The 25,869-nt window shown below is 73.4% G+C and carries 23 protein-coding genes, 1 other RNA gene and 1 pseudogene; 17 read left to right on the top strand and 8 right to left on the bottom strand.

Translation table 11 applies throughout. The features are described from left to right. The 3 genes from ACSNN9_RS19835 to ACSNN9_RS19825 all read right to left on the bottom strand — a co-directional run. Positions 1 to 1,479: DUF4350 domain-containing protein (locus tag ACSNN9_RS19835; RefSeq protein WP_436674835.1), on the bottom strand; the 1,479-nt coding region annotated here is incomplete at its 3' end. Then, the gene (locus tag ACSNN9_RS19830; protein ID WP_436674834.1) at positions 1,476 to 2,042 is read right to left on the bottom strand and encodes a DUF4129 domain-containing protein; all 567 of its coding nucleotides are present in this window, start codon (positions 2,040 to 2,042) and stop codon (positions 1,476 to 1,478) included. The genes ACSNN9_RS19835 and ACSNN9_RS19830, both read right to left, overlap by 4 nt. Next, positions 2,039 to 2,881 carry a hypothetical protein gene (locus tag ACSNN9_RS19825; protein ID WP_436674833.1) on the bottom strand — a complete coding sequence of 281 codons (843 nt, stop codon included), beginning with the start codon at positions 2,879 to 2,881 and terminating at the stop codon, positions 2,039 to 2,041. The genes ACSNN9_RS19830 and ACSNN9_RS19825 overlap by 4 nt, the downstream gene beginning before the upstream one ends. A gap of 200 nt (positions 2,882 to 3,081) precedes the next feature. On the opposite strand from ACSNN9_RS19825, the gene mtrA reads away from it, so the two are divergent. The 5 genes from mtrA to hpf all read left to right on the top strand — a co-directional run bounded on the left by mtrA (position 3,082) and on the right by hpf (position 8,956). Continuing rightward, positions 3,082 to 3,771, top strand: a complete 690-nt coding sequence (mtrA, locus tag ACSNN9_RS19820) for an MtrAB system response regulator MtrA (RefSeq protein WP_089001893.1) — start codon at positions 3,082 to 3,084, stop codon at positions 3,769 to 3,771. Positions 3,772 to 3,783: 12 nt separating this feature from the next. Continuing rightward, positions 3,784 to 5,571, top strand: coding sequence for an MtrAB system histidine kinase MtrB (mtrB, locus tag ACSNN9_RS19815; protein WP_436674832.1), 1,788 nt, complete (start codon positions 3,784 to 3,786; stop codon positions 5,569 to 5,571). Then, a complete protein-coding gene (locus tag ACSNN9_RS19810; protein ID WP_436674831.1) occupies positions 5,568 to 7,364 on the top strand; it encodes an LpqB family beta-propeller domain-containing protein in 1,797 nt (598 codons plus the stop codon). Before mtrB ends, ACSNN9_RS19810 begins: the two co-directional genes overlap by 4 nt. Before the next feature lie 47 nt (positions 7,365 to 7,411). Beyond that, positions 7,412 to 8,074 carry a ComF family protein gene (locus tag ACSNN9_RS19805; protein WP_436674836.1) on the top strand — a complete coding sequence of 221 codons (663 nt, stop codon included), beginning with the start codon at positions 7,412 to 7,414 and terminating at the stop codon, positions 8,072 to 8,074. Positions 8,075 to 8,323: 249 nt separating this feature from the next. Continuing rightward, positions 8,324 to 8,956, top strand: coding sequence for a ribosome hibernation-promoting factor, HPF/YfiA family (gene hpf, locus ACSNN9_RS19800; RefSeq protein WP_416607763.1), 633 nt, complete (start codon positions 8,324 to 8,326; stop codon positions 8,954 to 8,956). A gap of 111 nt (positions 8,957 to 9,067) precedes the next feature. Here hpf and ACSNN9_RS19795 read toward each other — a convergent pair whose 3' ends face one another. After that, positions 9,068 to 10,177 carry a GNAT family N-acetyltransferase gene (locus ACSNN9_RS19795; RefSeq protein ID WP_436674830.1) on the bottom strand — a complete coding sequence of 370 codons (1,110 nt, stop codon included), beginning with the start codon at positions 10,175 to 10,177 and terminating at the stop codon, positions 9,068 to 9,070. Further along, positions 10,174 to 11,337, bottom strand: a complete 1,164-nt coding sequence (locus ACSNN9_RS19790; RefSeq protein ID WP_436674829.1) for a GNAT family N-acetyltransferase — start codon at positions 11,335 to 11,337, stop codon at positions 10,174 to 10,176. Before ACSNN9_RS19790 ends, ACSNN9_RS19795 begins: the two co-directional genes overlap by 4 nt. 159 nt (positions 11,338 to 11,496) lie before the next feature. Between ACSNN9_RS19790 and secA the strand changes: the two genes are divergently transcribed. Beyond that, positions 11,497 to 14,418 (top strand): preprotein translocase subunit SecA, encoded by a 2,922-nt coding sequence (gene secA / locus ACSNN9_RS19785; RefSeq protein ID WP_436674828.1) that lies wholly within the window; start codon positions 11,497 to 11,499, stop codon positions 14,416 to 14,418. A 77-nt stretch (positions 14,419 to 14,495) separates the two neighbouring features. Here the strand turns inward: secA and ACSNN9_RS19780 are convergent, their stop codons facing one another. After that, positions 14,496 to 15,092 (bottom strand): Rv3235 family protein, encoded by a 597-nt coding sequence (locus ACSNN9_RS19780; RefSeq protein ID WP_436674827.1) that lies wholly within the window; start codon positions 15,090 to 15,092, stop codon positions 14,496 to 14,498. Between the two features lie 105 nt (positions 15,093 to 15,197). Continuing rightward, the gene (locus tag ACSNN9_RS19775) at positions 15,198 to 15,425 is read right to left on the bottom strand and encodes a helix-turn-helix domain-containing protein (protein ID WP_350685633.1); all 228 of its coding nucleotides are present in this window, start codon (positions 15,423 to 15,425) and stop codon (positions 15,198 to 15,200) included. Between the two features lie 216 nt (positions 15,426 to 15,641). Here ACSNN9_RS19775 and ACSNN9_RS19770 point away from each other — a divergent pair, with 216 nt between their 5' ends. Further along, complete coding sequence (locus tag ACSNN9_RS19770; RefSeq protein ID WP_436674826.1) at positions 15,642 to 16,151, top strand: DUF6912 family protein; 510 nt, start codon at positions 15,642 to 15,644, stop codon at positions 16,149 to 16,151. Between the two features lie 35 nt (positions 16,152 to 16,186). Here the strand turns inward: ACSNN9_RS19770 and ACSNN9_RS19765 are convergent. Next, a pseudogene (locus ACSNN9_RS19765) lies at positions 16,187 to 17,140 on the bottom strand (hypothetical protein); the annotation flags it as partial. Between the two features lie 88 nt (positions 17,141 to 17,228). On the opposite strand from ACSNN9_RS19765, the gene pruA reads away from it, so the two are divergent. The 10 genes from pruA to ACSNN9_RS19715 form a co-directional block, all read left to right on the top strand. Continuing rightward, positions 17,229 to 18,857: an L-glutamate gamma-semialdehyde dehydrogenase gene (gene pruA / locus ACSNN9_RS19760; protein WP_436674825.1), complete on the top strand. Its 1,629-nt coding sequence runs from the start codon at positions 17,229 to 17,231 to the stop codon at positions 18,855 to 18,857. Positions 18,858 to 18,956: 99 nt separating this feature from the next. Beyond that, entirely contained in the window at positions 18,957 to 19,760 is an 804-nt protein-coding gene (locus tag ACSNN9_RS19755) for a tryptophan 2,3-dioxygenase (protein WP_357867731.1), read from the top strand. Between the two features lie 155 nt (positions 19,761 to 19,915). Further along, a complete protein-coding gene (locus ACSNN9_RS19750) occupies positions 19,916 to 20,431 on the top strand; it encodes a PadR family transcriptional regulator (RefSeq protein ID WP_357867729.1) in 516 nt (171 codons plus the stop codon). Between the two features lie 86 nt (positions 20,432 to 20,517). Next, complete coding sequence (gene prfB, locus ACSNN9_RS19745; protein WP_357867726.1) at positions 20,518 to 21,639, top strand: peptide chain release factor 2; 1,122 nt, start codon at positions 20,518 to 20,520, stop codon at positions 21,637 to 21,639. Positions 21,640 to 21,757: 118 nt separating this feature from the next. After that, a complete protein-coding gene (gene ftsE / locus ACSNN9_RS19740) occupies positions 21,758 to 22,438 on the top strand; it encodes a cell division ATP-binding protein FtsE (protein ID WP_089001878.1) in 681 nt (226 codons plus the stop codon). A 65-nt stretch (positions 22,439 to 22,503) separates the two neighbouring features. Beyond that, positions 22,504 to 23,379, top strand: coding sequence for a permease-like cell division protein FtsX (ftsX, locus tag ACSNN9_RS19735; RefSeq protein ID WP_358085840.1), 876 nt, complete (start codon positions 22,504 to 22,506; stop codon positions 23,377 to 23,379). 134 nt (positions 23,380 to 23,513) lie between these two features. Continuing rightward, positions 23,514 to 23,993, top strand: coding sequence for an SsrA-binding protein SmpB (gene smpB / locus ACSNN9_RS19730; protein WP_088979560.1), 480 nt, complete (start codon positions 23,514 to 23,516; stop codon positions 23,991 to 23,993). Positions 23,994 to 24,098: 105 nt separating this feature from the next. Further along, positions 24,099 to 24,474: a transfer-messenger RNA gene (gene ssrA, locus ACSNN9_RS19725) on the top strand. A gap of 219 nt (positions 24,475 to 24,693) precedes the next feature. After that, positions 24,694 to 25,164, top strand: a complete 471-nt coding sequence (locus ACSNN9_RS19720) for a hypothetical protein (RefSeq protein WP_436674824.1) — start codon at positions 24,694 to 24,696, stop codon at positions 25,162 to 25,164. A 39-nt stretch (positions 25,165 to 25,203) separates the two neighbouring features. Beyond that, the coding region (locus ACSNN9_RS19715; RefSeq protein WP_436674823.1) for a hypothetical protein at positions 25,204 to 25,869 on the top strand (666 nt) is incomplete at its 3' end.

Here is a 25,869-nt window from a genome sequence, read left to right as displayed (position 1 = left end):
GCGTGGCCGTGGAGTGGCCCGGCCTGGTGCTGCCGCTGTTGAGCTGGGTGGCCGGGGTGGCGTGCCGGCCGGTGGGGGCCGGTCGGCGGGCGCCGGGGCGACGGCGCGGGTCACCCGGTCCAGCGCGCGGGCCAGGTCCAGCAGCTCCTGGTCGGTCTCGGGCTCGACGCCGTGCAGCACCTCGTCGGTCCACCGGGGATCGTCGCCGGTGCGGGCGGCGACCGCGGCGGCCACGTCGGCCGGCGGCGCGGTCGGCGGCAGGTGCAGCCGGGGCGTCAGACGGTCCAGGGCGGCGGCCCGCAGCGTCCGCGCGGCCACGCCCCGGGCACCGGCCTTCTCGTAGAGCCGGGCCCGGCCGAGCACCGTCTCCGCCGAGCGGACCGTGACCGGCAGCGGCTCCACCGCCGGCGGGCCGAGCCGACGGGCCCGCCAGAACGCGGCCAGCAGGGCGGCCACGGCGAGCTGGGCCAGCAACGCCCACAGCCAGCCGGGGAAGGCGGACCAGAGCGGGTTCGGCGGCTCGGGCCTGTCGGCGCGGGAGGTGCTTTCGTCCCCCTCCTCGCTGTCGTCGTCGGACTCCCCGCCAGGGCCGCCGGGGCGTTCGTCGCCGGTGCCGGTGCCGGTGCCGCTGCCGGGGCCGCCGTTGCCGGTGGAGCCGCCCGGCGTGGGCGACCAGGCCGGGCTGCCGCTGCTGCCGTCGCCGAAGACCGGCGGGGGTTCGGGGCCGTCCAGGTCGAGCCACACCACCCGACCGGGCCCGCCGAGCAACGCGGTGGCGAACGCCCGGTTGTCCCACTCGTCGATCCGGTCGTTGCGGAACGGATCGCTGGCGCCCACCGCCACGGTGCTCTCGGGGACCCGGGACAGCAGGGCGAGCCCGTCGGCGAAGCAGAACCGGACGGGCGCCGACGCGCCCGGGGCGACCGCGTAGCGTTGCAGCCCGACCGCCGCGCGCCCGAGGCCGCGCAGCTCGGGCAGCGGGCAGGGCAGGCCCCGTGCGTCCGGCCCCACCGCCTGCGCGGCCCACCGGCGGCCGGCCGGTTCCACCGGCAGCAGCCGGACCGTCTCCAGCACCCGCCGCGGCGGGTCCACCAGCACCAGCCTGGTGGTCGAGGGCAGCGAGTCCAACGCGCCGACCGTGTCGGGGTGCAGCAGCGCCGGCGCGGGCACGAAGAGCGTGGCGGCCTGGTTGCGGGCGGCCAGCAGGGCGCGCAGCGTGTCCGTCTCCCGCTGCACGGTGACGCCCCGCTCGCGCAGCGCGTCGGCGAGCCGGCTGCCGCCGTCGTCCCCCGTCGCCACGGGGGAGAGGAACCCCTGGTCGCCGGGGTCGGGCTGGTCGACCGCGTGGGTGGCCAGGGTGGTGGCCAGCAGCAGCGCGGCCAGGCCCAGCGGGATCAGCAGCCGATGCCGGCGGCGTCGTCGCCGGGGGGCGGCGTCCGCGCGTGTCGCCGGTGGGACGGCGGTGGCCTGTGCGCTCATGGTCGTGGCCCGTCCTCGGGTCGGCCGGTCAGCACCCGGTCCAGGTCGGCGGCGTGCTCCCGCATCCGGTGGTCGTGCTCGGCGGAGGCGGGGCGCTGGCCGTACCAGAGCTCGGAGAAGATCGCCCCGGCGGCGCTCAGCGGCGGGTCGACCTGCGGTCGGCTCTCCGTCGCGGCGCGTACCAGCTCGACGACTGTCATGCCGGGCCGCGGCTGCACCACGCGCCGGAGGGCCAGCTCCCGGACCATCGCGCGCAGCCGCTCCCGGACGGCTTCGGCGTACCGGCCCTCGGCGGCGAGCCGGTCCGCGAGAGAGACGTACGCGGCGGCCGGCAGCTCCGGGGCGCGGGGAGCGGGGACGACCGGCGCCGGGGCGTCCGGGGGCGAGGCCTTCCGGCGACGTCGGCGCAGCCGGGGCAGCCGCCGGGGGATCCAGGCCGGGAACGTGTACCAGCCGGCCGCGACCAGCACCGCGGCGAGCATCAGCAGCAGCGCGACCAGGGGCAGCGGCACCCGGTCGCCGAGCGCCGCCGTGGTCTCGGTCCACCACCGGCTGAAGCTCATCGCCCGGCCGCCAGCAGGACGGTCTCCGGGGTGCCCGGCCGGGCCCGGGAGAGCCGGATGTCCAGTCCCTCGGTACGCATCCGGGTCTCCAGGTGCAGGACCGCGTCCAGGCAGGCCAGGGCCGGGTAGGCGACGCTGTTCACGCCCGCCCAGACGGCCAGCGACAGCCACCCCGCCCAGGCCCGGTCGACGAGGTCGAACGAGTCCAGCCCGAGGTAGACGCCGATGCCGAGGCCGAGGCGGACTATCCACCAGACCAGGTAGCCGAGCAGCCGGATCCAGCCGGCCCGGCCGGCGCCGCGCACGGCCAGGGCGGCGGCGCGCAGCGGGGCGCGCAGCGGGTGCACCCGGTCGACGACGAGTGCCGGCGCGACGGCGCCGAGCAGGGCGAAACCGACGATCCACGCCGGCCCGAACAGCGCGAACCCGCACATCACCACGCCGACCAGGACGGCGAGCAGCGCGGTGGCGCCCCAGCGCGCGCCGGCCGGGCGGAGCAGTTCCCGGGGACCCACCGCGCGGCCGAACAGCGCGGCCCCGGCGGCCCGCGCCGCCGGGTTGCCGAGCAGCAGGACGATCACCGCCTCGGTCGCCGCGCCGACCGCCAGCAGCAGCCAGTACGCGCCGAACCGCCCGAACTCCAGGAACCAGACGGGCGGCGCCGTGCCGGCGGCGAGCCGCAGCGGATAGAGCAGGAGCTGCTCGGCCACGGCCAGCGCGAGGGCGACCGGCACCAGCACCCGGGCCTGGCCGCGCAGCAGCAGGACCGCGGAGTCCAGCAGCTCGCCGACCGTGAGGGGGCGGCGCGGGAGCACGGCGGTCGGGCCGGCGTCGGGCACGCGTACTCCTGTGGGACGGGCGGCGGTGGCGCGTGACGGCGCACCCGGGGATCATGGTGACACGCCCGTTCCGATCGGGTGGACCCGCACGTCGGGGCGGCGACGCCGGGCACCGGTTGCTGGGCGGCGACGTCCCACGGCAGTACCGTGCCGGGTGACGCGGATCCCACCGAACTGAAGGGGATGCAAACATTAACCCCATGAGAGCCCGGGTACTGGTGGTCGACGACGACCCCGCGCTCGCCGAGATGCTCGGCATCGTCCTGCGCAGCGAGGGGTTCCTGCCCTCCTTCGTCGCCGACGGCGAGCGGGCGCTGGCCGCGTTCCGCGAGAACCGCCCCGACATCGTCCTGCTCGACCTCATGCTCCCCGGCATGAGCGGCATCGACGTGGCGCGGTCGATCCGGGCCGAGTCGGGTGTGCCGATCGTCATGCTGACCGCCAAGAGCGACACCGTCGACGTGGTCCTCGGCCTGGAGTCCGGGGCCGACGACTACGTGGTCAAGCCGTTCAAGCCCAAGGAGCTGGTCGCCCGGATGCGGGCGCGGCTGCGCCGTGGCGAGGACGTCGCCCCGGAGATGCTGACCATCGGGCCGCCCGGCAACCAGATCACCATCGACGTGCCGGCGCACACCGTCAGCCGCAACGGCGAGGAGGTGAAGCTGACGCCGCTGGAGTTCGACCTGCTGGTCGCGCTCGCCCGCAAGCCGCGCCAGGTCTTCACCCGCGAGGTGCTGCTGGAGCAGGTCTGGGGCTACCGGCACGCGGCGGACACGCGGCTGGTCAACGTGCACGTGCAGCGGCTGCGGGCCAAGATCGAGCCGGATCCGGAGCGGCCGGAAATCATTCTCACCGTGCGGGGCGTGGGCTACAAGGCGGGCACCGGATAGCCTGGTCACACTGTGGCCACCTCCCCGATTCCGGACTCCCCGACGGCAGCTCCGCGCCGGCGTCCCGCCGCGCGGGAGCTGTGGCGTGGCGTGCACGGCCGGGCCGCGCGCCTGCTCGCCGGGTTGCGCCAGGCCTGGCGGCGGTCGCTCCAGCTGCGGGTGGTGACCATCACACTGGTCGCGTCCAGCCTGCTGGTGGGCGGCTTCGCCTACCTGATCGCCGACAAGATCACCGGCATCCTGGTGGAGAACGTCGAGACCGATGTGCGGGTGCGGCTGGGCAGCGGCGCGGACTACGCGGCGAAGCAGTTCGGCCTCTACAACCAGCCGCAGGACACGCAGTTCCAGGAGACCATCGAGGGCACGGTCAACTACCTGGCCGGCGGTGACCCGCAGCAGACCACCGGCGTGATCGTGGCGCTCGCCGCCGACAACCACACCGACGCCATCCAGCCCCGGTCCTCGCCCGCGGTCAACGTCCGCCCGCTGATCAGCCGGGAGCTGCGCGAGACGGTCGCCGGCGGCAAGGTCGCCAGCCAGATCCGCACCGGGCGCCTCGGCGAGGAGCGCACGAAATACCTGGTCTACGGCTCGCCGGTGCCCACCCGGTTCGGCCAGGTGGAGCTCTACTACCTCGTGCCGCTGGCCCGGCAGGACGAGACGGCCGCCGACGTCCGGGACACCGTGGCCGCCACCGGAGCGGCCCTGGTGCTCCTGCTCGCCCTGCTCGCCGGCCTGGTCACCCGGCTGGTGGTGACCCCGGTGCGGGTGGCCGCCCGCACGGCCCAGCGGCTCTCCGCCGGCCTGCTCGACCAGCGGATGGTGGTCGACGGCGAGGACGACCTCGCCCTGCTCGCGGCGTCGTTCAACCAGATGGCGACCAACCTGCAACGGCAGATCCTGCGGCTGGAGGAGATGTCCCGGCTGCAACGCCGCTTCACCTCCGACGTCTCGCACGAGCTGCGCACCCCGCTGACCACGGTCCGGATGGCCGCAGACCTTATCTTCGCGGAGCGGGACGAGTTCGACCCGGCGGTGGCCCGCAGCGCCGAGCTGCTCCAGGCCGAGCTGGACCGGTTCGAGGAGCTGCTGACCGACCTGCTGGAGATCAGCCGCTTCGACGCCGGCTTCGCCATGCTGGACTCCGAGCCGACCGACCTGGTGCCGGTCGTGCACCGGGTGGCCGACCGGCTGGCCGGCCTCGCCGAGCGCGTCGGGGTGGCCATCGAGCTGGACGTCCCCGGCACCCCGGTCATCGCCGAGGTCGACCCCCGGCGGGTGGAACGGGTGCTGCGCAACCTGGTCGGCAACGCCGTCGAGCACGGCGAGGGCAAGCCGGTGCTGATCACGCTCGGGGTGGACGACACGGCGGTGGCGATCACCGTCCGCGACCACGGGGTGGGGCTCAAGCCGGGCGAGGAGAAGCTGGTGTTCAACCGCTTCTGGCGGGCCGACCCGTCCCGCGCCCGGCAGACCGGCGGCACCGGGCTCGGCCTGTCGATCAGCCTGGAGGACGCCCGGCTGCACGGCGGCTGGCTGGAGGCCTGGGGGGCGCCCGGGCAGGGCGCCCAGTTCCGGCTCACCCTGCCGTCGCGAGCCGGCGACCGGTTGACCACCTCGCCGCTGCGGCTGGTCCCGGCCGACGCCGCGCTGCCCTTCGGCGGCCCCCGGGCGGGTGGGCTGCTGGCCATCGGCCCCGGCACCGACGGCGCGCTCGCGATCGGCCCGGGCGCCGACGGCGCGCTGAGCGTCGGTCCCGGGCGGCCGGGCAACGGCGGGCACGCGGAGGTGGGGTCGTGAGGCGTCGGCTGCTCGCCGGCCTGCTCGGCGGGGCGCTGCTGCTGGGCGGCGCGGCCGGCTGCGGCATCCCGGAGAACACCGAGGTCCGGGTGAAGGGGCCGGGGCCGGCGGCGGAGGCCGGCTCGACCAGCGGCAGCCGGGGCGAGCCCCCGAGCCGGAGCGCGGGCGGCACCGACGCGGAGCAGTTCGTCGAGAACTTCCTCTCCGCCGCGGCCGGCGAGCCGGACCGGGCCTACCAGCGCGTCCGGCAGTTCATCACGCCGGCCGACCGCGACCGCCTCCAGGTGAAGCAGGGCAGCGAGGTCGCGCTGGCCGTCGTCCGGCTCACCGAGGAGCCGGTGATCGTGTACGCCCCGGACCGGACCGAGGTCACCCTCAAGGTGCAGCAGGTCGGGCAGCTGCGCACCGACGGCACGCTGGCCCCGCCGGAGACGAGCACCACGACGTACACCTTCGAGCTGCGCAGCCAGCCCGGGCAGGAGGGCCTGACGGACGGGGGGTTGTACGTGGCGAACCCGCCGACCGCGCTGCTGCTCAGCGTCGAGGCGCTGGAGACGTACTACCAGAGCCGGACGATCTACTTCTGGAACAACGACCGCAGCCGGCTCGTCCCCGACCAGCGCTACCTGCCCCTCGCCGTGCCGGACGAGCGGCGGGTGAGCGAGGTGGTCAAGTGGCTGACCGCCGGCCCCTCGGCCTGGCTCGGCACGGCCGTGAGCAGGCTGCCGGACGGCACCCGCCTGATCAACAACGCCACCCGGACGGACGGCCGCTGGGAGGTCGACCTGGAGATGCCGGAGGACAAGGTCCGACTGGAGCAGCTCGGCACGCAACTCGCCTGGTCGCTGTCGGACCTCGACGGGCCGCTCGACATCAAGATCCGTAACCAGTCCCAGGAGTTTATCCCGGACCTGGAGCGGCGCCGCCGCGAGCGTCCGGTGCACCACTTCACGGAGAGCTTCCAGCGGTTCTGCGTCTACGAGGGCGCCATCCACCCGCTGGCCTACGCCGGTGAGTCAAGCGGCCCGGTGCCCGTGGACGCCGAGGCGAACCGGAACGTCGTCTCCGCCGGGCTCAGCCGCGCCGACAACCGGATCCTCGCGGCGCTGGTGGTCACCGACGCCGGCCGTCACCGGCTCGCGGTCGGCACCGGCACCGACCAGGTGACCGCGTTCACCCGCAGCGCCAAGGGCTACGCCGCCATGAGCCGGCCCGTCTGGCTGCGCTCGACGTACCGGGGGCAGTCGGCCGGGCTGGTGGTCGCCGACGGCAGCCTGTACCGCTTCGACGCCCAGGCGCAGTTCACCGCCGTGTCGCTGGGCGTACCCGGCCCGGTGACCGCGGTGGCGGCCTCGCTGGACGGCCACCGGATCGCCGTCATCGCCGGGGGCACGCTCTACGTCGCCGCCCTCAACCCCGACGGCGCGGGGGGCACCCCCGGCCCGGCCCGTCGGCTGCACACCCGACTGACCAACCTGTCGGCCGTCGACTGGTTCGGCGAGAACACCCTGGTCCTCGCGGGCGCGGTCGGCCGCCCGGCGGTCTACGAGGTCAGCGTGGACGGCGCGCGGGAGAGCCGGCTGGAGGACAAGATCGGCGCCCGGGTGACGCACCTCGCCGCGTACCCGGCCAACGCGGTGGGCCGCCTCGGCGCCGCGATGTACGAGGCGAACGGGGTGGCGTACCGCAGCGGCCCGTTCGAGCGGATCCAGCCCGAGCAGGTGCAGGAGGTCACGCCGCCCTCGGCCGGGGCGCGGGCCGGCAACCCGACCGCCCCCTTCTTCCTCTACTGATCGCCGTGCGGGATCTCGGCGGGCTCTGGGCGGACCTCACCGACCTGGTGCTGCCCGTCGAGTGCGCCGGCTGCCGGGAACGCCGGCCGGGGCTGCGGCACGGCGTCTGCCCGGAGTGCGTGACGGCGCTGGGCGCGCTGCGCCCCCGGGCCGTACGTCCCACTCCCGCCCCGCCCGACCTGCCGCCGTGCGTCGCCCTCGGCCCGTACGCCGGCCCGCTGCGGGAGGCGCTGCTGGCGTACAAGGACCACGGCCGGCACGGGCTGGCCCGGCCGCTGGGGGCGCTGCTCGCCGAGGTCGTGGCGGCGGCGGTGGGCGAGGTCCGCCCGGTGACGCTGGTGCCGGTGCCGGACACCGCGGCGGCGGCCCGCGCCCGGTACGGCGACCACCTCGGCCGGCTGACCCGGCACTGTGCGGACCGGCTGCGCCGGGCGGGCTGGCCGGTGCGGGTGCGGCGACCCCTGCGCGCCCTGCCCCGCCCCGACTCGGTGACGCTGGACAGCGCCGGCCGGGCGGCGGCGGCCGAGGCCGCCTTCCGGGTCCACCCGCGGGTCCCGTCCGGGTCCGACGCGGCGGCGGTCGTGGTGCTCGACGACATCCTGACCACCGGGGCCACCCTCGCCGCGGTGGGGCGGGTGCTGACCGCGAGCGGGCTGTCGCCCACGGTCGCCGCGGTGCTCGCCGCGACCGAGAAACGGCACAGGTCGTGACGGTGCGTGTTTCCGTTTCACCCGTTGGTGTATGAGCTGTGAAAAATTATTGGCCGTCCCGGCGACCGGGGGTGACTGTCGGGCGAACAGGAGTTAGCGTTTTCCTGTCGGGGGTAGGAGGTCTTTCCACCCGCCCCCGGTGGTGAAGGGAGGCGTAGCCGCACTGACCGGTCGACGCCGAGTGGGACCTCCCCCAGGGGCGCGCGACCGGATGCCGGAACGAACGACCGTCCGAACTAGGGAGGTCACATGGACATCGTGGTCAAGGGCCGTAACGTCGAAGTGCCGGATCATTACCGGGTGCACGTGGCGGAGAAACTAGCGAAGATCGAACGCTACGACCACAAACTTATTCGTGTCGATGTAGAGCTGTTTCACGAGCGCAATCCACGCCAGGCGGACCACTGCCAGCGCGTCGAAATCACCTGCGTTTCCCGTGGCCCGGTGATCCGGGCGGAGGCCTGCACGAACGACTTCTACAGCGCGCTCGACGCGGCCATCGCCAAGCTGGACACCCGGTTGCGCCGGGCGGCCGACCGCCGCCGCGTCCACCGTGGCCGGCACGCGCCGCTCTCCGTCGCCGCCGCCACCGCCAACCTGCCGGTGGCCGGCCTCGACGCGCCGCTGGGCGCGTCGCCCGACGGCGCCGGCACGGCCACCGCCGTCGCCGAACGGGTCGAGGAGGAGGAGCGCGACCAGCCCTGGCACATCGCGCGGGAGAAGGTGCACCCCGCCGAGCCGATGACCGTCGACGACGCCCTGTTCCAGATGGAACTCGTCGGCCACGACTTCTACCTGTTCCAGGACAAGGAGTCCGGCCGCCCGAGCGTCGTCTACCGGCGGCACGCCTACGACTACGGAATCATCTCCCTCGCCGTCTGATCGTCGGGCGCCGTGGTGGCGGCCCTCGCCGCCACCACGGCCGCCCGGGCCGGGCTCCGGCGGGCGCCCCGAGGTCGACGTCGCGCCGCCCGCGCGCCCGGTCGGAGGGCATCAGCGGAGTTCGTCGGGGAGCAGCCCGAAGACCAGGTCGTCGAGCCGGGTGCCGGCGAGTCCCGGCAGCCGCCCGCGCAGCAGGCCCTCCCGGCGGAACCCCACCCGCTCCAGCACCCCGTGCGAGGCGGTGTTCTCGGGCACGGTGCCGGCGACCAGCCGGGCGAGCCCGGCCGGGCCGAACGCCCAGCCGGCCAGGAGCCGCACCGCCCGGGTGGCCAGCCCGCGTCCCCGCTGCCCGGGCAGGAGCGCGTAGCCGATCGACCCCTCGCCGGCCTCCGGGTCGGAGAGGCTGAGCCCGCAACTGCCCGCCGGCTCGCCGGTGACCGCGTCGAGGATCAGCAGGCGGGCGATGGCGCCGGTGAGCCACGCGCTCTCGGCCAGCAGGCAGCGCCGCTCGATGGCCGTCCGGGTCGGCGGCACCGGCGGGGCCTGGTTCGCGACCACCTCCGGCCGCGTGTGCAGGCGGTACATCAGGTCGACGTCGTCCGGGCCGAGCCGGCGCAGGGTCACCACGCCGTCGGTGAGCCGGCCGTCGGGCAGGTCCGGCAGGACCCGGGGCGCGGGACCGGGCGGGTCGTCGGCGAGCCGTACCCACGCGAGCAGGTCCGTGCGGCCGCCGCCGCGCAGCTGGCCGGCCGCCCGGCGTACCCCCTCGTGGCGGAAGCCGGCGGCGAGCGCCACCCGCTGGCTGGCCGGGTTCTCGGCGTGGGTCATCAGTTCCAGCCGGTCGAGGCCGTGCCGCAGCGCGGAGTCGGCCAGGGCCCGCGTCGCGGCGGTGGCGACCCCGCGCCGCCGCGCCCAGGGCGCGACCCAGTAGCCCACCTCCGCCTGCCGGCGCGGCGCCACGACCTGGCCGAGGCCCGCGCCGCCGACGAGCCGGTCGGTGGCCGGGTCGGCGATGGCGTACGCGGCCCCGCCGGCGGCCCAGGCCCCGGGGGCGCCCTCGGCGATCCACCAGCGGGCGTCGGCCTCGGTGTACGGCTGCGGCATGCCGGGGTTGAACCGCAGGTTGACCGGGTCGCCGCAGCCGGCGGCGAGGTCGGCGACGTCGGCGGGGCGGAACTGCCGCAGCCGCACCGCGTCGGCCTCGATCACCTCGGGCGTCACGTCAGGTCCCCGGCGAGCAGCGCGCCGACCCAGGCGTCCACCCGTTCGCCGCGGTGGGTGAGCCCGCCCCGGGCGGTGCCCTCGACCGTGAAGCCCGCCTTCTCGGCGACCCGTCGGGAGGCGGTGTTGCCGACGTTGGCCCGCCACTCGATCCGGGCCAGGCCCAGCGTGGTGAAGCCCCAGGCGCTGAGCGCGGTCAGCGCGGCCGACAGGTGGCCCCGGCCCCGGGCCCCGGGGTCGGCCATGAAGCCGACGTCGGCCAGCAGCGGGTCGGTGGGGGAGAGCCGCAGGTCGATCGTGCCGGCGTACCGGTCGTCGGCGTCGGCGACCACGAAGCAGGCGCTGGTGCCGCCGGCCCAGGTGCTCCGGGCGTGGCCCAGGTACGACTCGGCGTCCGCCCGCTCGTACGGGTCGGGCACGGTGGTCCACCGGATGGTCTCCGGGTCCCGGCAGGTGTCGACGATCGCGTCCAGGTCGCGCTCCTCCATCGGGCGCAGCCGTACCTCGGTGGTGCCGCCCGTGGCGAAGAGGACGGGCTGGGGCCCGCCGAAGACGGCGGCGCGACGGGCCTCCAGGGTGCCCGGCCCGGCCGGACCGGTCTCGCCGGGGGCGGGCACCTCGCCGGGGAGCAGCGAGCCGATCCAGCCCGCCGGGCTGCCGCCGGGGGCGGGGTCGGCGAGGCGCAGCCGACCCTCGACGCGGAAGCCCGCCCGGAGCGCGACCAGGCGGGAGGCGTGGTTGCCCACCTCGGCCTGCCAGATCAGCCGGCGCAGCTTCAGTGAGTCGAAGGCCCAGCGGGCGACGACCCGGGCGGCCCGGACGCTCACGCCCGCGCCCCGGGCCCAGGGCGCGGTCCAGTAGCCGATCTCGCCCGAGCGCAGGCCGGCGTCGATGGAGACCAGCCCGCAGGAACCGAGCAGCTCGCCCCTGGCGGCGTCGCAGACCGCGAACGACGCCCCGTCGCCCGTCGTCCAGTCCGCCGGGGCCACCTCGGTCACGAACCTGTGTGCGTGTTCGGGCAGGTACGGGCGAGGTACGGTGGTCCAGCGCTGGATGTCCGGGTCCTGGCACGCCCGGTGCACCGCCTCGGCGTCGGTCGGCCGCCAGGGGCGGAGCAACAGGCCGTCCTCGGTGATCTCCACAGGTTCCACCCGAGCCATGGTGCCGGCCGTTCGCGGACGGCGTAACCGGATTTCGGCGGGGCGGCGCGAGTCCAGCGTGTTATGTCGGTTTCGCCGGCTCGGAGGGCCGCCACCAGTGACCATCGCGCCGACGAAGCGCCTACGATGGGTCGAGACTGTCTAGGGGAGCGTTGATCCGTGTCGATTCTGGAAAGGGTCCTCCGCGCGGGCGAGGGCCGTATGGTGCGCCGGCTGAAGGCCATCGCCGCCGCCGTCAACTCGATCGAGGACGACTACGTCAACCTCACCGACGACGAGCTGCGCGGCATGACCGACCAGTTCAAGGAGCGGCTCGCTGACGGCGAGACCCTCGACGACCTGCTGCCGGAGGCGTTCGCGGTGTGCCGCGAGGCGGCCGCCCGGGTGCTGGGTCAGCGTCCCTACGACGTCCAGGTGATGGGCGGTGCGGCGCTGCACTTCGGCAACATCGCCGAGATGAAGACCGGTGAGGGCAAGACCCTGACCTCGGTCATGCCGGTCTACCTCAACGCGCTCTCCGGCAAGGGCGTGCACGTCATCACGGTCAACGACTACCTGGCCCAGCGTGACGCCGCCTGGATGGGCCGGGTGCACGAGTTCCTCGGCCTCACCGTCGGCGTGGTGCTGCCCAACCGGCCGGCCACCGAGCACCGGGCCGCCTACGAGTGCGACATCACCTACGGCACCAACAACGAGTTCGGCTTCGACTACCTGCGCGACAACATGGCGTGGTCGAAGGAGGAGCTGGTCCAGCGCGGCCACAACTTCGCGGTGGTCGACGAGGTCGACTCGATCCTGATCGACGAGGCCCGCACGCCGCTGATCATCTCCGGCCCGGCCGAGCACTCCGCCCGCTGGTACTCGGAGTTCGCGGGCGTCGTGGCCCGCCTCCAGCCCGGCAAGGACGGCGAGGGCGACTACGAGGTCGACCACTCCAAGCGCACCATCGCGGTCACCGAGCGCGGCGTGGCCAAGGTCGAGGACCGGCTGGGCATCGACAACCTCTACGAGTCGGTCAACACCCCGCTGGTGGGCTACCTCAACAACGCCATCAAGGCCAAGGAGCTCTACAAGCGCGACAAGGACTACATCGTCAGCGACGGCGAGGTCCTGATCGTCGACGAGTTCACCGGGCGCATCCTGCACGGCCGCCGCTACAACGAGGGCATGCACCAGGCCATCGAGGCCAAGGAGGGGGTGGAGATCAAGCAGGAGAACCAGACCCTGGCCACCATCACCCTCCAGAACTACTTCCGCCTCTACGAGAAGCTCTCCGGCATGACCGGCACGGCCCAGACCGAGGCGGGCGAGTTCAACAAGGTCTACAAGGTCGGCGTCGTGACGATCCCGACCCACCGGCCGATGGTCCGCCAGGACCGGCCGGACGTGATCTACAAGACCGAGAAGGCCAAGTTCAACGCCGTGGTGGAGGACATCGCCGAGCGGCACGCGATGGGTCAGCCGGTGCTCGTCGGCACCGTCTCGGTGGAGAATTCCGAGATCATCTCCCAGCTGCTGCGCCGGCGCGGCATCCCGCACTCCGTGCTGAACGCCAAGTTCCACGCCCGCGAGGCCGAGATCGTCGCCCAGGCGGGCCGCAAGGGCGCCGTCACCGTCGCCACCAACATGGCCGGCCGTGGCACCGACATCCTGCTCGGCGGCAACGCCGAGTTCCTCGCCGCCAACGAGCTGCGCCAGCGCGGCCTCGACCCGGTCGAGCAGGAGGAGGAGTACGCCAAGGCGATGGAGGAGGTCCTGCCCCAGTGGAAGCAGGCCTGCGACGCCGAGGCCGAGGAGGTCGCCGCCGCCGGTGGCCTCTACGTGCTGGGCACCGAGCGGCACGAGTCCCGCCGCATCGACAACCAGCTGCGCGGTCGGTCGGGCCGCCAGGGTGACCCCGGCGAGTCCCGCTTCTACCTCTCCCTCCAGGACGAGCTGATGAAGCGCTTCCGCTCCGGCGCCGTCGAGGCGGTCATGGAGCGCTTCAACATCCCGGAGGACGTGCCCATCGAGTCGAAGATGGTCACCAAGCAGATCAAGAGCGCGCAGGCCCAGATCGAGGGCCAGAACGCCGAGATCCGCAAGAACGTCCTCAAGTACGACGAGGTCATGAACAAGCAGCGCCAGGTGATCTACGCCGAGCGGCTGCGGGTGCTCAACGGCGAGGACCTCTCCGACCAGGTCCGCAACATGATCGACGACGTCGTCGAGGCGTACGTTCGGGGGGCCACCTCCGACGGCTACGCCGAGGACTGGGACCTGGAGCAGCTCTGGGCCAGCCTCAAGCAGCTCTACCCCGTGGGCATCACCATCGAGGAGCTCGAGGAGGAGGCCGGCGGCTCGCGGGCCGGCATCGACGCGGACTTCCTGCTCTCCCGCCTCAAGGAGGACGCGCACGCCGCGTACGACCGGCGCGAGGAGCAGCTCGGCGAGGAGGGCACCCGCCAGCTGGAGCGGATGGTCCTGCTCCAGGTCATCGACCGCAAGTGGCGCGAGCACCTCTACGAGATGGACTACCTCCAGGAGGGCATCAGCCTGCGGGCGTACGCCCAGCGCGACCCGGTGGTGGAATACCAGCGCGAGGGCTTCGACATGTTCGCCACCATGATGGACGGCATCAAGGAGGAGACGGTCGGCTTCCTCTACAACCTCGAGGTCCAGGTCAACGAGCCGGAGCCCGAGGCCGAGGAGGTCCAGCTGCTCGACAAGCCGGTCGAGATCCGGGCCAAGGGCCTGGGCCGGACGCCGCAGCAGCAGGGCCTGCAGTACTCCGCGCCGACCATCGACGGCGAGGCCGGTGCCGGCGCGGTGGCCGTCGAGCGCGACGAACAGCAGGCCCCCGCGCTGGGTGTCGGTCGTCCGGTCCCGGCCGCCCCGGCCGCGCCCGGGACGACCGCTCCGGCGGCGCCGCAGCGTCCGGCGTCCGGCCTGCGCGGCCCGGGCGTTCCGGCCGGCAACACCCGGCGGGCGGTGTCGGGGCAGGCGGAAGCCGGCAACGGCCCGTCCCGCAACGCGCCGTGCCCGTGCGGGTCCGGCCGGAAGTACAAGCGGTGCCACGGCTCCCCCAACGGCGGCGCGTGACCAGTAGCTGAGCGGGCCCCGCGCCCGCCCGGAGCAGTCGAGCCGCGGTCGTTCGCCGACCGCGGCTCGCTTGCGTCTCAGAGGACCTGGAGGGCGGTGCAGAGCCAGCTGCCCCGGCGGTGCTCGAGGCGCAGCGCCATCGCCCAGGTGCGCCCGCCCGTGCCGGCCAGCACGGCGGCCACCTCGACGGCGGCGGCGCGCGGCTCGCAGACCCGCAGCCGCCGCAGCCGTACGGCCGGCCGGGTCGACCGGCGGCGGACCGGACCGGAGCGGGCGGTGGCGCGGGCCAGCTCGGGCAGCAGCGTGGCCGCCCGTGCCGGGTCGAACAGTGGCCTGAGCTGCCCGGGCGGGCGGTAGCCGTTGAGCACCTCCAGGCAGGTGCAGACGAAGCGGTGCGCCGCCCGGGTGGCCTCGGGGGTGGCGGTCACCAGCGCGTCCAGGGGCAGCGCGGCGGCGGGGCGGCGAGCGGGGCCGGTCGGCGCCGGCCGCTGCCGTCGGCCCGGTGGCCGGTCGGTCTCGCGCCGGGCCGGCTCGAACAGGTCGAGCACGAGCTGGGCGTGGCCGGGGGCCGGCCAGTGGGCGGCGTCGTCGTCGGTGAACGGGGGTTCGAACGAGGGGGCGGGGCGCAGCCGGACGGGAGGCCGCGCCGGCCCGGGGCGGCGGGGGTCGGTCATCGGTGAACCTCCCACTTTTCCTGCGTTTGCTTTCGTTTTCCTTCGACAAGCTCCATTCTCGGCCATGGCGCAGCGCACGGTCAATGCCCGTACGGAGCGGTCCGGTTACTCCGGGTCGCGCTCGGCCAGCGGGTTGCTCCGCACCCACTCGGCCGTCTCGGCGTACTTGCGTTCGATGTACTCCTCCAGCCGGGCGCGTTCCACCCGCCACTGGCCCCGCCCGCCGATCTTGATCGCGGGCAGTTCGCCGCTGCGCACCATGTGGTAGACCTGCGAGTCCGACACGTTCAGCTCGGTGGCCACGTCGGAGAGCAGCAGGAACCTCGGCTCCACGAAAACCCCCGGGGTTGGCGTCGTTTGGTTCAGTTTGCCACCGACCACCGACGCGGCCCAGCCGCCGGGGGCGCGACCTGAGGCGACACGCCGCCGGCACACACCGGCGGGACGCTTCCGCCCGTGAGGTGCGCGGTGTATGACGGTCACGGCATAGGGCATGATCGGCCGGGACCGGCGGAGGCCGGCGCAGGACCTGAGCGGGGGAGACGACCGGTGACCGAGGAGCTTGTCCGGGTGTACGTGCCGGCTACCGTCCCGATGCTGACCCTCCTGCGCGGCCCCGGGCTGCCGGTGGCCGCCGCGCACGCCGTGACCCCCACCCTGCGGGAGTGGTACGCCGAGGGCGACGAGGAGGAGTTGGAGTACGTTGCCTTCACCCGGGCCGCCCAGGACGCATTGCAGCTGCTCCGGGCCGACCCCGACGCGCCCCGCCGCCGGGTCGTCGTCTCGGTGGACCTGCCCGCCTCGGCCGTGCGCCGGGGCGACGGGGAGCTGGGCTCCAGCGCGGTCGAGCTGAGCGACCCCGTGCCGGTCGGCGCCGTCGCGGCCCTCCACGTGGACGGCGCCGACGCGGTCGAGGACGTGTCCGCCGCGACGGAGGTGGTCACCGAGGCCCTGGCCGGCGACCCGGACGCGCAGTTCACGGTCGACGGCGCCGAGGACCACGAGCTGGAGTGGTACGACGTCACCGAGCTGGACCTGCTGCTGCGCGCCACCTCCTGATCCCCGCCGGCCGTCGGCGGCGGGCGGCGCCGAGGTCAGCGGGTGGGCGCGGCCTCGGCCGGGTCGTCGTCGTCGGCGTGGGCCGGTCCCAGGGTGCGGCCGAAGGCGATCATCGCCGTCAGGGCGCCGACGAACAGCACCCAGATCCCGTTGTCGATCCGGGAGGTGCCCAGCGAGGTCTGGGCCACCGCGTCCGCCTCGCTCAGCGCCCCGGCCAGGTCGAGCAGGGACCGCCCGCCGACCCGGATGATCACCTCGGCGACGAGCAGGAGCAGGCCCGGGCCGGCCCCGGCCAGCAGGTAGGCGGGCCAGCGCAGCGCCGGCGCCGACGCGTCGTGCCGGGCGGCCCGACGGCGGGCCAGGGTCAGGTACGCGAAGGCCAGCAGCCCGGCCACCAGGCCGGCGAGCAGCGACTCGGTGCGGGACACCCACTTCGCCGCGCCGAGCAGCGACTCCTGGGAGTCGCCGCCGCCGAACAGGTCGAAGAGCGGGTCGCGGGCCCGGCTGAAGGCCACCACGAAGACCAGCGTGCCGAGAGCGGCGGCCACCACGGCCCCGACCACGGGCCCGCTGCGGGCGCCGGCGACGGCCCCGCCGATGGTCGCCGCGGCGGCGGTGGTGCCGGCGATCACGTTGGTGGTCGCGTTGTCGGCGTACGTCAGGTTGATCGCGAACGCGGCCGCGAGCCCGACGAGCAGGCCGGCGCCGATCGCCGCCACGAAGCGCAGGGTGACCCGGTCGCTGCCCCGGCGGGCGAGCAGGTCGACGCCGAGGAGGGCGAAGCCGGCGCCGGCGACCAGCGCGGCCGAGATCACCCCCGGCAGGGCGAACGCGGAGAGGCTGATGGCGGTGAGCCCGGCGGCCGCCGAGCTGATCACCTCGCGGGTCGACCAGAGCATCGCGGCCAGCCACCCGAGCGCCAGGAGCGCGAGCACCGGCGCCCCGGCCGCCGACGCGCACGACGGGACGGCTCCCGCGCTCGCGCCCGGTCAACCCGGCGTGGCGTCGGCGCTGGTCACCCGGCCGGTGCCCGCGGGTCCGGTTTCGCCACCGCTGTCGAGATCGCCAGGAGCCTTGATGGACGCCGTGTTCTCCGTACCCGAGCCGCGCAACGAGCCGGTGCGCAACTACGAGCCTGGCAGTGCCGACCGGGAACGGCTCCAGCGGCGGCTGACCGAGCTGGCCGCCGAGCGGATCGACCTGCCGATGACCATCGCCGGTGAGCAGCGGATGGCCGGCGGCGAGTCGATCGACGTGGTGCAGCCGCACCGGCACGCGCACGTGCTCGGCGTCACCGCGCACGCCACCCACGACGACGCCCGCGCCGCGGTGAAGGCCGCCAAGGACGCCGCCGGAATGTGGCGGGCCCTGCCGTTCGAGGAGCGGGCCGCGATCTTCCTGCGCGCCGCCGAGCTGCTCGCCGGCCCCTGGCGGGACACGCTGAACGCCGCCACCATGCTCGGCCAGTCGAAGACCGTGATCCAGGCCGAGATCGACGCGGCCTGCGAGTTCATCGACTTCCTCCGGTTCAACGTGCACTTCGCGCGGGAGCTGCTGGAAGCGCAGCCGATGTCGTCGCCGGGGGTGTGGAACCGCTTCGACCACCGCCCGCTGGAGGGCTTCGTCTACGCGGTCACCCCGTTCAACTTCACGGCCATCGCCGGCAACCTGCCCTCGGCGCCGGCCCTGCTGGGCAACACCGTGGTCTGGAAGCCGGGCCCGACCCAGCAGTTCGCCGCGCACTTCACCATGCGGCTCTTCGAGGCGGCCGGCCTGCCCCCCGGCGTGATCAACATGGTCACCGGGCGCGGCGAGGAGGTCTCCGACGTCGTGCTCGCCGACCCGGACCTGGCCGGCATCCACTTCACCGGCTCCACCAAGGTCTTCCAGCACCTGTGGCGGACCGTCGGCGAGAACATCTCCCGCTACCGCGGCTACCCCCGGCTGGTCGGCGAGACCGGCGGCAAGGACTTCGTCGTCGCGCACACCAGCGCCGACGTCGACGCCCTGCACACCGCCCTGATCCGCGGCGCCTACGAGTACCAGGGCCAGAAGTGCTCGGCGGCGTCCCGGGCGTACGTCCCGCGCTCGCTCTGGGAGGGCGGGCTGCGCGACCGGCTCGCCGCCACCGCGGAGTCGCTCACCTACGGCGACGTCACCGACTTCGGCAACTTCGGCGGCGCGGTGATCGACGCCAGGGCGTTCGACCGGCACACGGCCGCGCTGGAGCTGATCGCCGGCGACGACGCCTGCCGGGTCCTCGCCGGCGGCACCGCCGACGACTCGGTGGGGTACTTCGTCCGGCCGACGCTCTTCGAGTGCACCGACGCGGCGCACGAGACGTTCACCACCGAGTACTTCGGGCCGATCCTCGGCGTGCACGTCTTCGACGACGGCCGCTTCGACGACGTGGTCGGCCAGGCCGAGTCGATCGCGCCGTACGCCCTGACCGGGTCGATCTTCGCGACGGACCGCCGGGTGGTCGACGCGGTGGCCGAGAAGATGCGGTACGCCGCCGGCAACTTCTACATCAACGACAAGCCGACCGGCGCGGTGGTCGGGCAGCAGCCCTTCGGCGGCGCCCGGGCCAGCGGCACCAACGACAAGGCCGGCTCCTGGCACAACCTCGTCCGGTGGATGTCGCCCCGGACGATCAAGGAGACCTTCGTCGCGCCGACCGACCACACGTACCCCCACATGGGCTGAGGCGTGTGCGAAGGGCCCCCTCCCGCCGGCGGGAGGGGGCCCTTCGCGCGCCCGCGGCGGGAGAGGCGAGGGCGGCCGGGCGGCGGTACCGTGGCCGCTGTGACCCACCCCACCCCCGCGCAGGATCCCCACTTCGGCGAGCAGGGTGGCCTGCTCACCTACACCGACTACCTGCGGCTGGCCGACCTGCTGGCCGCGCAGGTGCCGGAGTCCGACCCGGCCTCCCACGACGAGCTGCTCTTCATCACGATCCACCAGGTCTACGAGCTGTGGTTCAAGCTGCTGCTCGCGGAGCTGACCGACGCCCGGGACCGGCTGCTGGCCGGCGAGACCTACCTGCCCCGGGTGCGGCTGGAGCGCTGCCACGTGGTGGAACGGGTCCTGATCGGTCAGGTCGACGTGATCGACACGATGACCCCGCAGGACTTCCTGGCCTTCCGCACCAAGCTCGCCCCGGCCTCGGGCTTCCAGTCCGCCCAGTTCCGGGAGATCGAGTTCCTCTCCGGCCTCAAGGACCCGGACTACCTGCGCCGCTTCCGGGGCCTGCCCGACGCCGAGCGGGAGCGGTTGGAGCGGCGGCTGGCCGAGCCGAGCCTCTGGGACGGCTTCCTGGCCGTGCTGGGCCGGGCCGGCTTCGACGTCGCCGACGAGGAGGCGCGCTTCGCGGCGTACGCCACGATCGCCGGGGACCGGGAGCGGTTCGGGCCGCTGTGGGACCTCGCGGAGGCGCTGGTCGCCCACGACCAGGCGTTCTCGCTGTGGCGGGCCCGGCACGTGCTGATGGCCGAGCGGCAGATCGGCACGAAACCCGGCACCGGGGGCTCGGCCGGCGGGGCGTATCTCCGCTCCCGCGTGGAGACCCGGTTCTACCCGGAGCTGTGGGAGCTGCGCAGCCGGCTGTGACCGCCCCGGCGAAGGTGTCCCGCGCCTCCCCGGGGGACACCTTCCGCCCCTCCCCGGCGGACTGTCTCGCGCCGACAGTGCACATAGGAACCCGACCGGGTGGCGAAAATGCCAAATCCTGGACGCCGCGTCGGCAAAGTGGCAGCGTGAGGGGCATGGCGGATTCCGGAGTCAACCCCACGGCGGCGGCCCTGCTCGGGCTGCTCCACGAGGGCCCCATGACAGGTGGCCAGTTGATGGCCGCCGCTGAGCGCCGGCTGGCGCCGTACTGGTCGATGACGCGCAGTCAGGTCTACCGGGAGCTGCCGGTCCTGGCCGAGCGGGGCCTGGTCCGGATGGGCAAGCCCGGTCCGCGCTCCAGCCAGCCGTACGCGATCACCGCGGCGGGAAAACGGACATTTTCCCGGTGGCTGGCGGAGGAGCCGGGGCGGGACACCATCCGCAACCCGATCGCACTGCGGATCGCCTTCGGCGAGCTGCACTCGGCCAGCCAGCTCAAGAACCTCCAGGCCGCGGCCAACGAATACCACACCGAGGCCCTGGCCAAGGTCCGCGAGCAGGTCAAGAACGCCAAGAAGGAGGGCGACGCGTACGACGCCAGCGCGCTGGAGTTCGCCGTCGCCTACCACAAGGCCGCCCTGACCTGGCTGAAGAGCGCCCCGGTCGGCTGATCTCCCGGACCCCGGCTGCACTTTTTCGGCCCGGGACTGCGGGGCTCGCAAGCTCACTCCTCGCCCGCGCAGTACCCTTGTCTGTCGTGACCGCTGCCGATTACGCCGAACAGCTCAAGGACCTCGACGCCACCCTGCGCAACATCGAGGCGGTGCTCGACATCGACCGGCTGCGCGAGGACAAGGACCGCCTGGAGCAGGAGGCCTCCGCGCCCGACCTGTGGGACGACCAGGCGAAGGCCCAGCAGGTGACCTCGCAGTTGTCGTACGTCAACGGCGAGATCAGCAAGCTCGGCAGCCTCCGCTCCCGGCTCGACGACGCCAAGGTGCTGCTGGAGCTGGCCGAGGCGGAATCCGACCCCGGGGTGCTCGTCGAGGTCCAGACGGAGATCGCCGGGCTGGGCAAGGCCATCGAGGAGATGGAGGTCCGCACCCTGCTCTCCGGCGAGTACGACTCCCGGGAGGCGCTCGTCGCCATCCGGGCCGGCGCCGGCGGCGTGGACGCGGCGGACTTCGCCGAGATGCTGCTGCGGATGTACCTGCGCTGGGCCGAGCGGCACGGTTACCCGACGGAGGTCTACGAGACCTCCTACGCCGAGGAGGCGGGCCTGAAGTCGGCCACCTTCACGGTGAAGGTGCCCTACGCGTACGGCACGCTCAGCGTCGAGTCCGGCACCCACCGGCTGGTGCGGATCAGCCCCTTCGACAACCAGGGTCGCCGGCAGACCAGCTTCGCCGGCGTCGAGGTGCTGCCGGTGGTGGAGCAGACCGACAGCATCGAGATCCCCGAGAACGAGATGCGGATCGACGTCTACCGCTCCTCGGGGCCGGGCGGGCAGAGCGTCAACACCACCGACTCCGCCGTGCGGATCACGCACATCCCGACCGGCATCGTGGTCACCTGTCAGAACGAGAAGTCCCAGTTGCAGAACAAGGCGTCCGCGCTGCGGGTGCTCCAGGCCCGTCTGCTGGAGCGCAAGCGCCAGGAGGAGCAGGCCAAGATGCAGGGCCTGAAGACCGACGCCGCCGGCTCGTGGGGCGACCAGATGCGCTCGTACGTCCTGCACCCCTACCAGATGGTGAAGGATCTCCGGACCGAGCAGGAGACGGGCAATCCGACCGCGGTCTTCGACGGCGACCTGGACAAGTTCCTCGAGGCGGGCATCCGGTGGCGCAAGCAGCAGCAGCTCGCCGGCGACGCTGCGTGATCGACCGTGGGCGGAGCGCGTCGTCGATCTCCCCGGTACGCCCGAATTGGATGACGCGCCGCGCAACGGCGGGGCGTGGCACTTGGCTCCCCGGTTACACCGCGTAGACTCACCACCCGTGATTCAGCTTGAGCAAGTGACGAAGACGTACCCGAAGGCGTCCCGGCCTTCGCTCGACAACGTGTCCGTCTCGATCGAGAAGGGCGAGTTCGTCTTCTTCATCGGTCCATCCGGCTCCGGCAAGTCCACCATCATCAAGTTGCTGCTGCACGAGGTCTCGCCGAACAAGGGGCGGGTCGTCGTCAACAGCAAGGACGTCACGTCGATGCGTTCCTGGAAGCGACCCCACTTCCGGCGTTCCATCGGCTGCGTGTTCCAGGACTTCCGGCTGCTGCCGAACCGCACCGCGTACGAGAACGTGGCGTTCGCCCTCGAGGTGATCGGCAAGACCAAGGCGGTCGCCCGCCGGGTCGTGCCGGAGGTTCTGGAGCTGGTCGGGCTCGGTGGCAAGGAGCACCGCTACCCGCACGAGCTCTCCGGTGGTGAGCAGCAGCGGGTCGCCGTCGCCCGGGCGTTCGTGAACCGTCCGCTGATCCTGCTCGCGGACGAGCCGACCGGAAACCTGGACCCGGACACCTCGATCGAGATCATGCGCCTGCTGGACCGGATCAACCGCACCGGCACGACCGTCGTGATGGTCACGCACGACTCCAACATCGTGAACCAGATGCGCCGCCGGGTCATCGAGATCGAGAGTGGCCGCATCGTGCGCGACCAGGCCCGCGGCGTCTACGGCTGAGCCGACGCCACCCCTGCGCAGCCTGACGACGAACACCTCATGCCGGAGACCCGGAGGAAATCCCGATGCGCGTGAAATACGTCCTGTCCGAGGTACTGGTCGGACTGTGGCGCAACGTGACCATGACCATCGCGATGATCATCACGATGGCGGTCTCGCTGACCATGCTCGGCGCCAGCGGTCTCATGTACCGCCAGGTCGACGACATGAAGGACCTCTACTACAAGAACATCCAGGTCTCGATCTTCCTCGACCAGGAGGTGAGCCCCGAGCAGCGTGACGCGCTGGCCGCCAAGCTGGAGGGCGACCCGCTGGTCAAGGAGAGCCTCTACGTCAACAAGGACGAGGCGTACAAGCGCTTCCAGGAGATGTTCCAGGACGCGCCGGACCTGCTCAGCGCCGTCAAGGCGGACAGCCTGCCCGAGTCGTTCCGGCTCACGCTGAACAACCCGGAGCAGTACAAGAGCATCTACGACCAGTACAAGGACGCCGAGGGCGTCGACGAAATCGTCGACCAGAGCCGGCTGCTGGACAAGATCTTCGACATCCTCACCTCGATCCAGAACATCGCCCTGGCCGCCGCGATCGTGATGGCCGTCGCCGCGCTGCTCCTGGTCGCGAACACGATCCAGGTGGCGGCGTACAGCAAGCGGCGTGAGGTCGCGGTCATGAAGCTGGTCGGCGCGTCGAACTGGTTCATCCAGGCGCCGTTCGTGCTGGAGGCCGTGGTCGCCGGCCTGATCGGCTCGCTGCTCGGCCTGGTGGCCCTGATCGCGGCGAAGTACCTGCTCTTCGACGGGTCGTTGCAGGCGTTGCAGGGCCTGCTCTCGCCGGTGAGCTGGGGCGACATCCTGTTCATGTTCCCGCTGATGGCCGGCGTCGGCGGCCTGGTCAGCGCGGTCACCGCCTGGGTCACGCTCCGCTTCTACCTGCGGGTCTGACGCCCGTACGGCTCGACAGGGCCCTCCCGCGCCAGGAATAAACGGCGCGGGAGGGTCCTTGTCGTTCGGGTAGCATGATCTCCGCCCCGCGGCCGGTCACGTCCGGCGCGGATCACCGGAAGGGGGTGGCGCCGATGCCACGGGAAAAGGGACGCAAGGTCGTCGCCTCCAACAAGAAGGCCCGGCACGACTACGCGATCCTCGACACCTACGAGGCGGGCATGGCGTTGACCGGCACCGAGGTCAAGTCGTTGCGGGCCGGGCGCGCGTCGCTGGTCGACGCGTTCGCGCAGGAACGCAACGGCGAGCTCTACCTGCACGGGATGCACATCCCCGAGTACACGCAGGGCACGTGGACCAACCACGAGCCCCGGCGGACCCGCAAGCTGCTGCTCAAGCGGCTGGAGATCGACCGGCTGATCGGCAAGACCCGCGAGGGCGGCCTGACCATGGTGCCGTTGCAGGTCTACTTCTCCGACGGCTGGGCGAAGGTGGAGATCGCCCTGGCGAAGGGCAAGAAGTCGTACGACAAGCGGCAGGACCTCGCCAAGCGGGACGCGGACCGGGAGATCGCCCGGGTCGCCGGCCGGCGCGGCAAGGGAATGGACGACTGAGTTGTCGCATTCGTCCCGGCCGGCTCGCCGCCCCCGGGGCTCGGGATGAAACCCGTTGCGGTAGGCGTTACGCTTGTCAGTGCCGCCACATCGGCGGCCTGTCGAGGGGGTGACTGGTTTCGACTTCGTACGTTGCGGCAGGGGAAGCGAGCCGAGGAAGCCGACGTCGTCTCGAGAATCGTTCGTCGGAAACCAATAAGCGCCAAGAACAATCGCGCTGACTTCGCTCTCGCCGCCTGAGGCGAGTAGTGAGTCTGTCGGCCTGGGAGCGCCTTCGACCCAGTTAGCCGGCATCAGCTAGAAGGCTGGCCAATCGGACCCGGTCGCGGGGTCCGTGCGGCGAGATCAATCAGCGACTGGGCCCGTCACACCAACTCGCTCGCGTGAGCGGTGGGGCCGAGTAGAGGCATAGCGAGCTGCGCTCGGAGAAGCCCTGACAAACCGGCGAAGGACCCGGGTTCGATTCCCGGCACCTCCACCACCAGACGATGCGCCCCGGTCCACCGGACCGGGGCGCATCGCCGTCTCCGGGGCCGTTCGTCCGGCGTCGTGTCTGCGGAGGGCCGCCTGGGGGCGTGCCGTGGGGCCGGTGGGCCGCGCGGGACAGCCGGGACGGATGAGACAGCCCCGCCTCTGGACAGGGCGGACTCGGCGGGTCCACCATCGCTGTACGCGGTCAGACGCGACGCGGGAGGTGCCCATGGTCACCGGTCCGATCCAGCAGCCGCCCACCCTCTCCGGAGGGCTCCAGCCGCCCGCCGCGCGCCGGCCCCCCGTCACCCCGCTCGGGGACCTGCACCCGCTCGCCCGGGCCCTGGCCGTCGCGCCGGCCGAACCACGCTGGCGGGAACGCCTCCTCGTCGGGCTGGGGCCCGTGCGACGGGGCTTCGCGGAGCACGTGCGGGCCACGGAGGGACCCACCGGCCTCTATGCCGAACTGCTCGGCCAGGCGCCCCGGCTGGCACGCGGGGTGCGGCTGCTGGCCCACGAGCACGTCGCCATCGCCGCCGCGCTGAGCACCCTCCAGCAGGCCGCGGAGACGCCGGACGCCTCGGTCGACGACCTCCTCGACCTGGCCGTGCACCTGCTGCGGGCCCTCGCCCGGCACCGGCAGCGCGGCGCGGACCTGCTCTGGGAGGCGTACGAGACGGATCTGGGCGGCGAGACCTGACGGCGGGAACCGGCGTGGGCGTGCCGGCGTCCAACCGACATGCGCCGTACCGCCGCCCTGCTGGGCCTTCCGCTGTTGATGATCGTCGCCGGGTGCGCGCCGGCCGGCTCCGACCCGGCCGACGGCCCGGGCGACTCCGACCCGCGCCGGGACGCCTTCGCCCAACGGGCCACCGAGGTGGCCGACGCGTGGCGACCGCTTCCGGCGTGGAAGTCCGGTTACGTGCCGTTACAGGATCCGACGGTGCTGGTCGGCGACCCGGGCTTCACCGAGGAGACCAAGGTCGCCTTCCACAGCGGCTGGTACCGCGACCAGGTCCCCCTGCCGGAAGCGAAGCCCGCCGACGGCACCATCCGGTTCCCGGACGGCACGCTGACCGTCCCGCTGGTCGACGCCGCCACGGCGTACGGGCAGCTCGACCGGGGGGAACCGCCGCCGTGTCCCGGACGCCCCAAGGATCCCGCCGGGCCGAAGCTTCCCGGAGGCGGTCCCACCATCGAGCCGGGGCCCGACGGTCCGGTGAGCAGCGCCCCGCAGACCGCCTGCGTCCCGCTGACGGTCACGGGCGTGAAGCTGGGCACCGCGCCGGTGCGCACCAGCCGGGGCGAGGCGCAGGTGCCGGCGTGGCTCTTCACCGTCGAGGAACTCGCCGTCCCGGTGGCCCGGCTCGCCGTGGCGCCGCAGGCCGTCACCGCCCCGCCCGAG

It is taken from the genome of Micromonospora sp. URMC 107, from assembly GCF_051386315.1.
Taxonomy (GTDB): domain Bacteria; phylum Actinomycetota; class Actinomycetes; order Mycobacteriales; family Micromonosporaceae; genus Micromonospora.
Note: the sequence above shows the minus strand (reverse complement) of the source record. Positions and strands in the feature narration are given on the sequence as shown.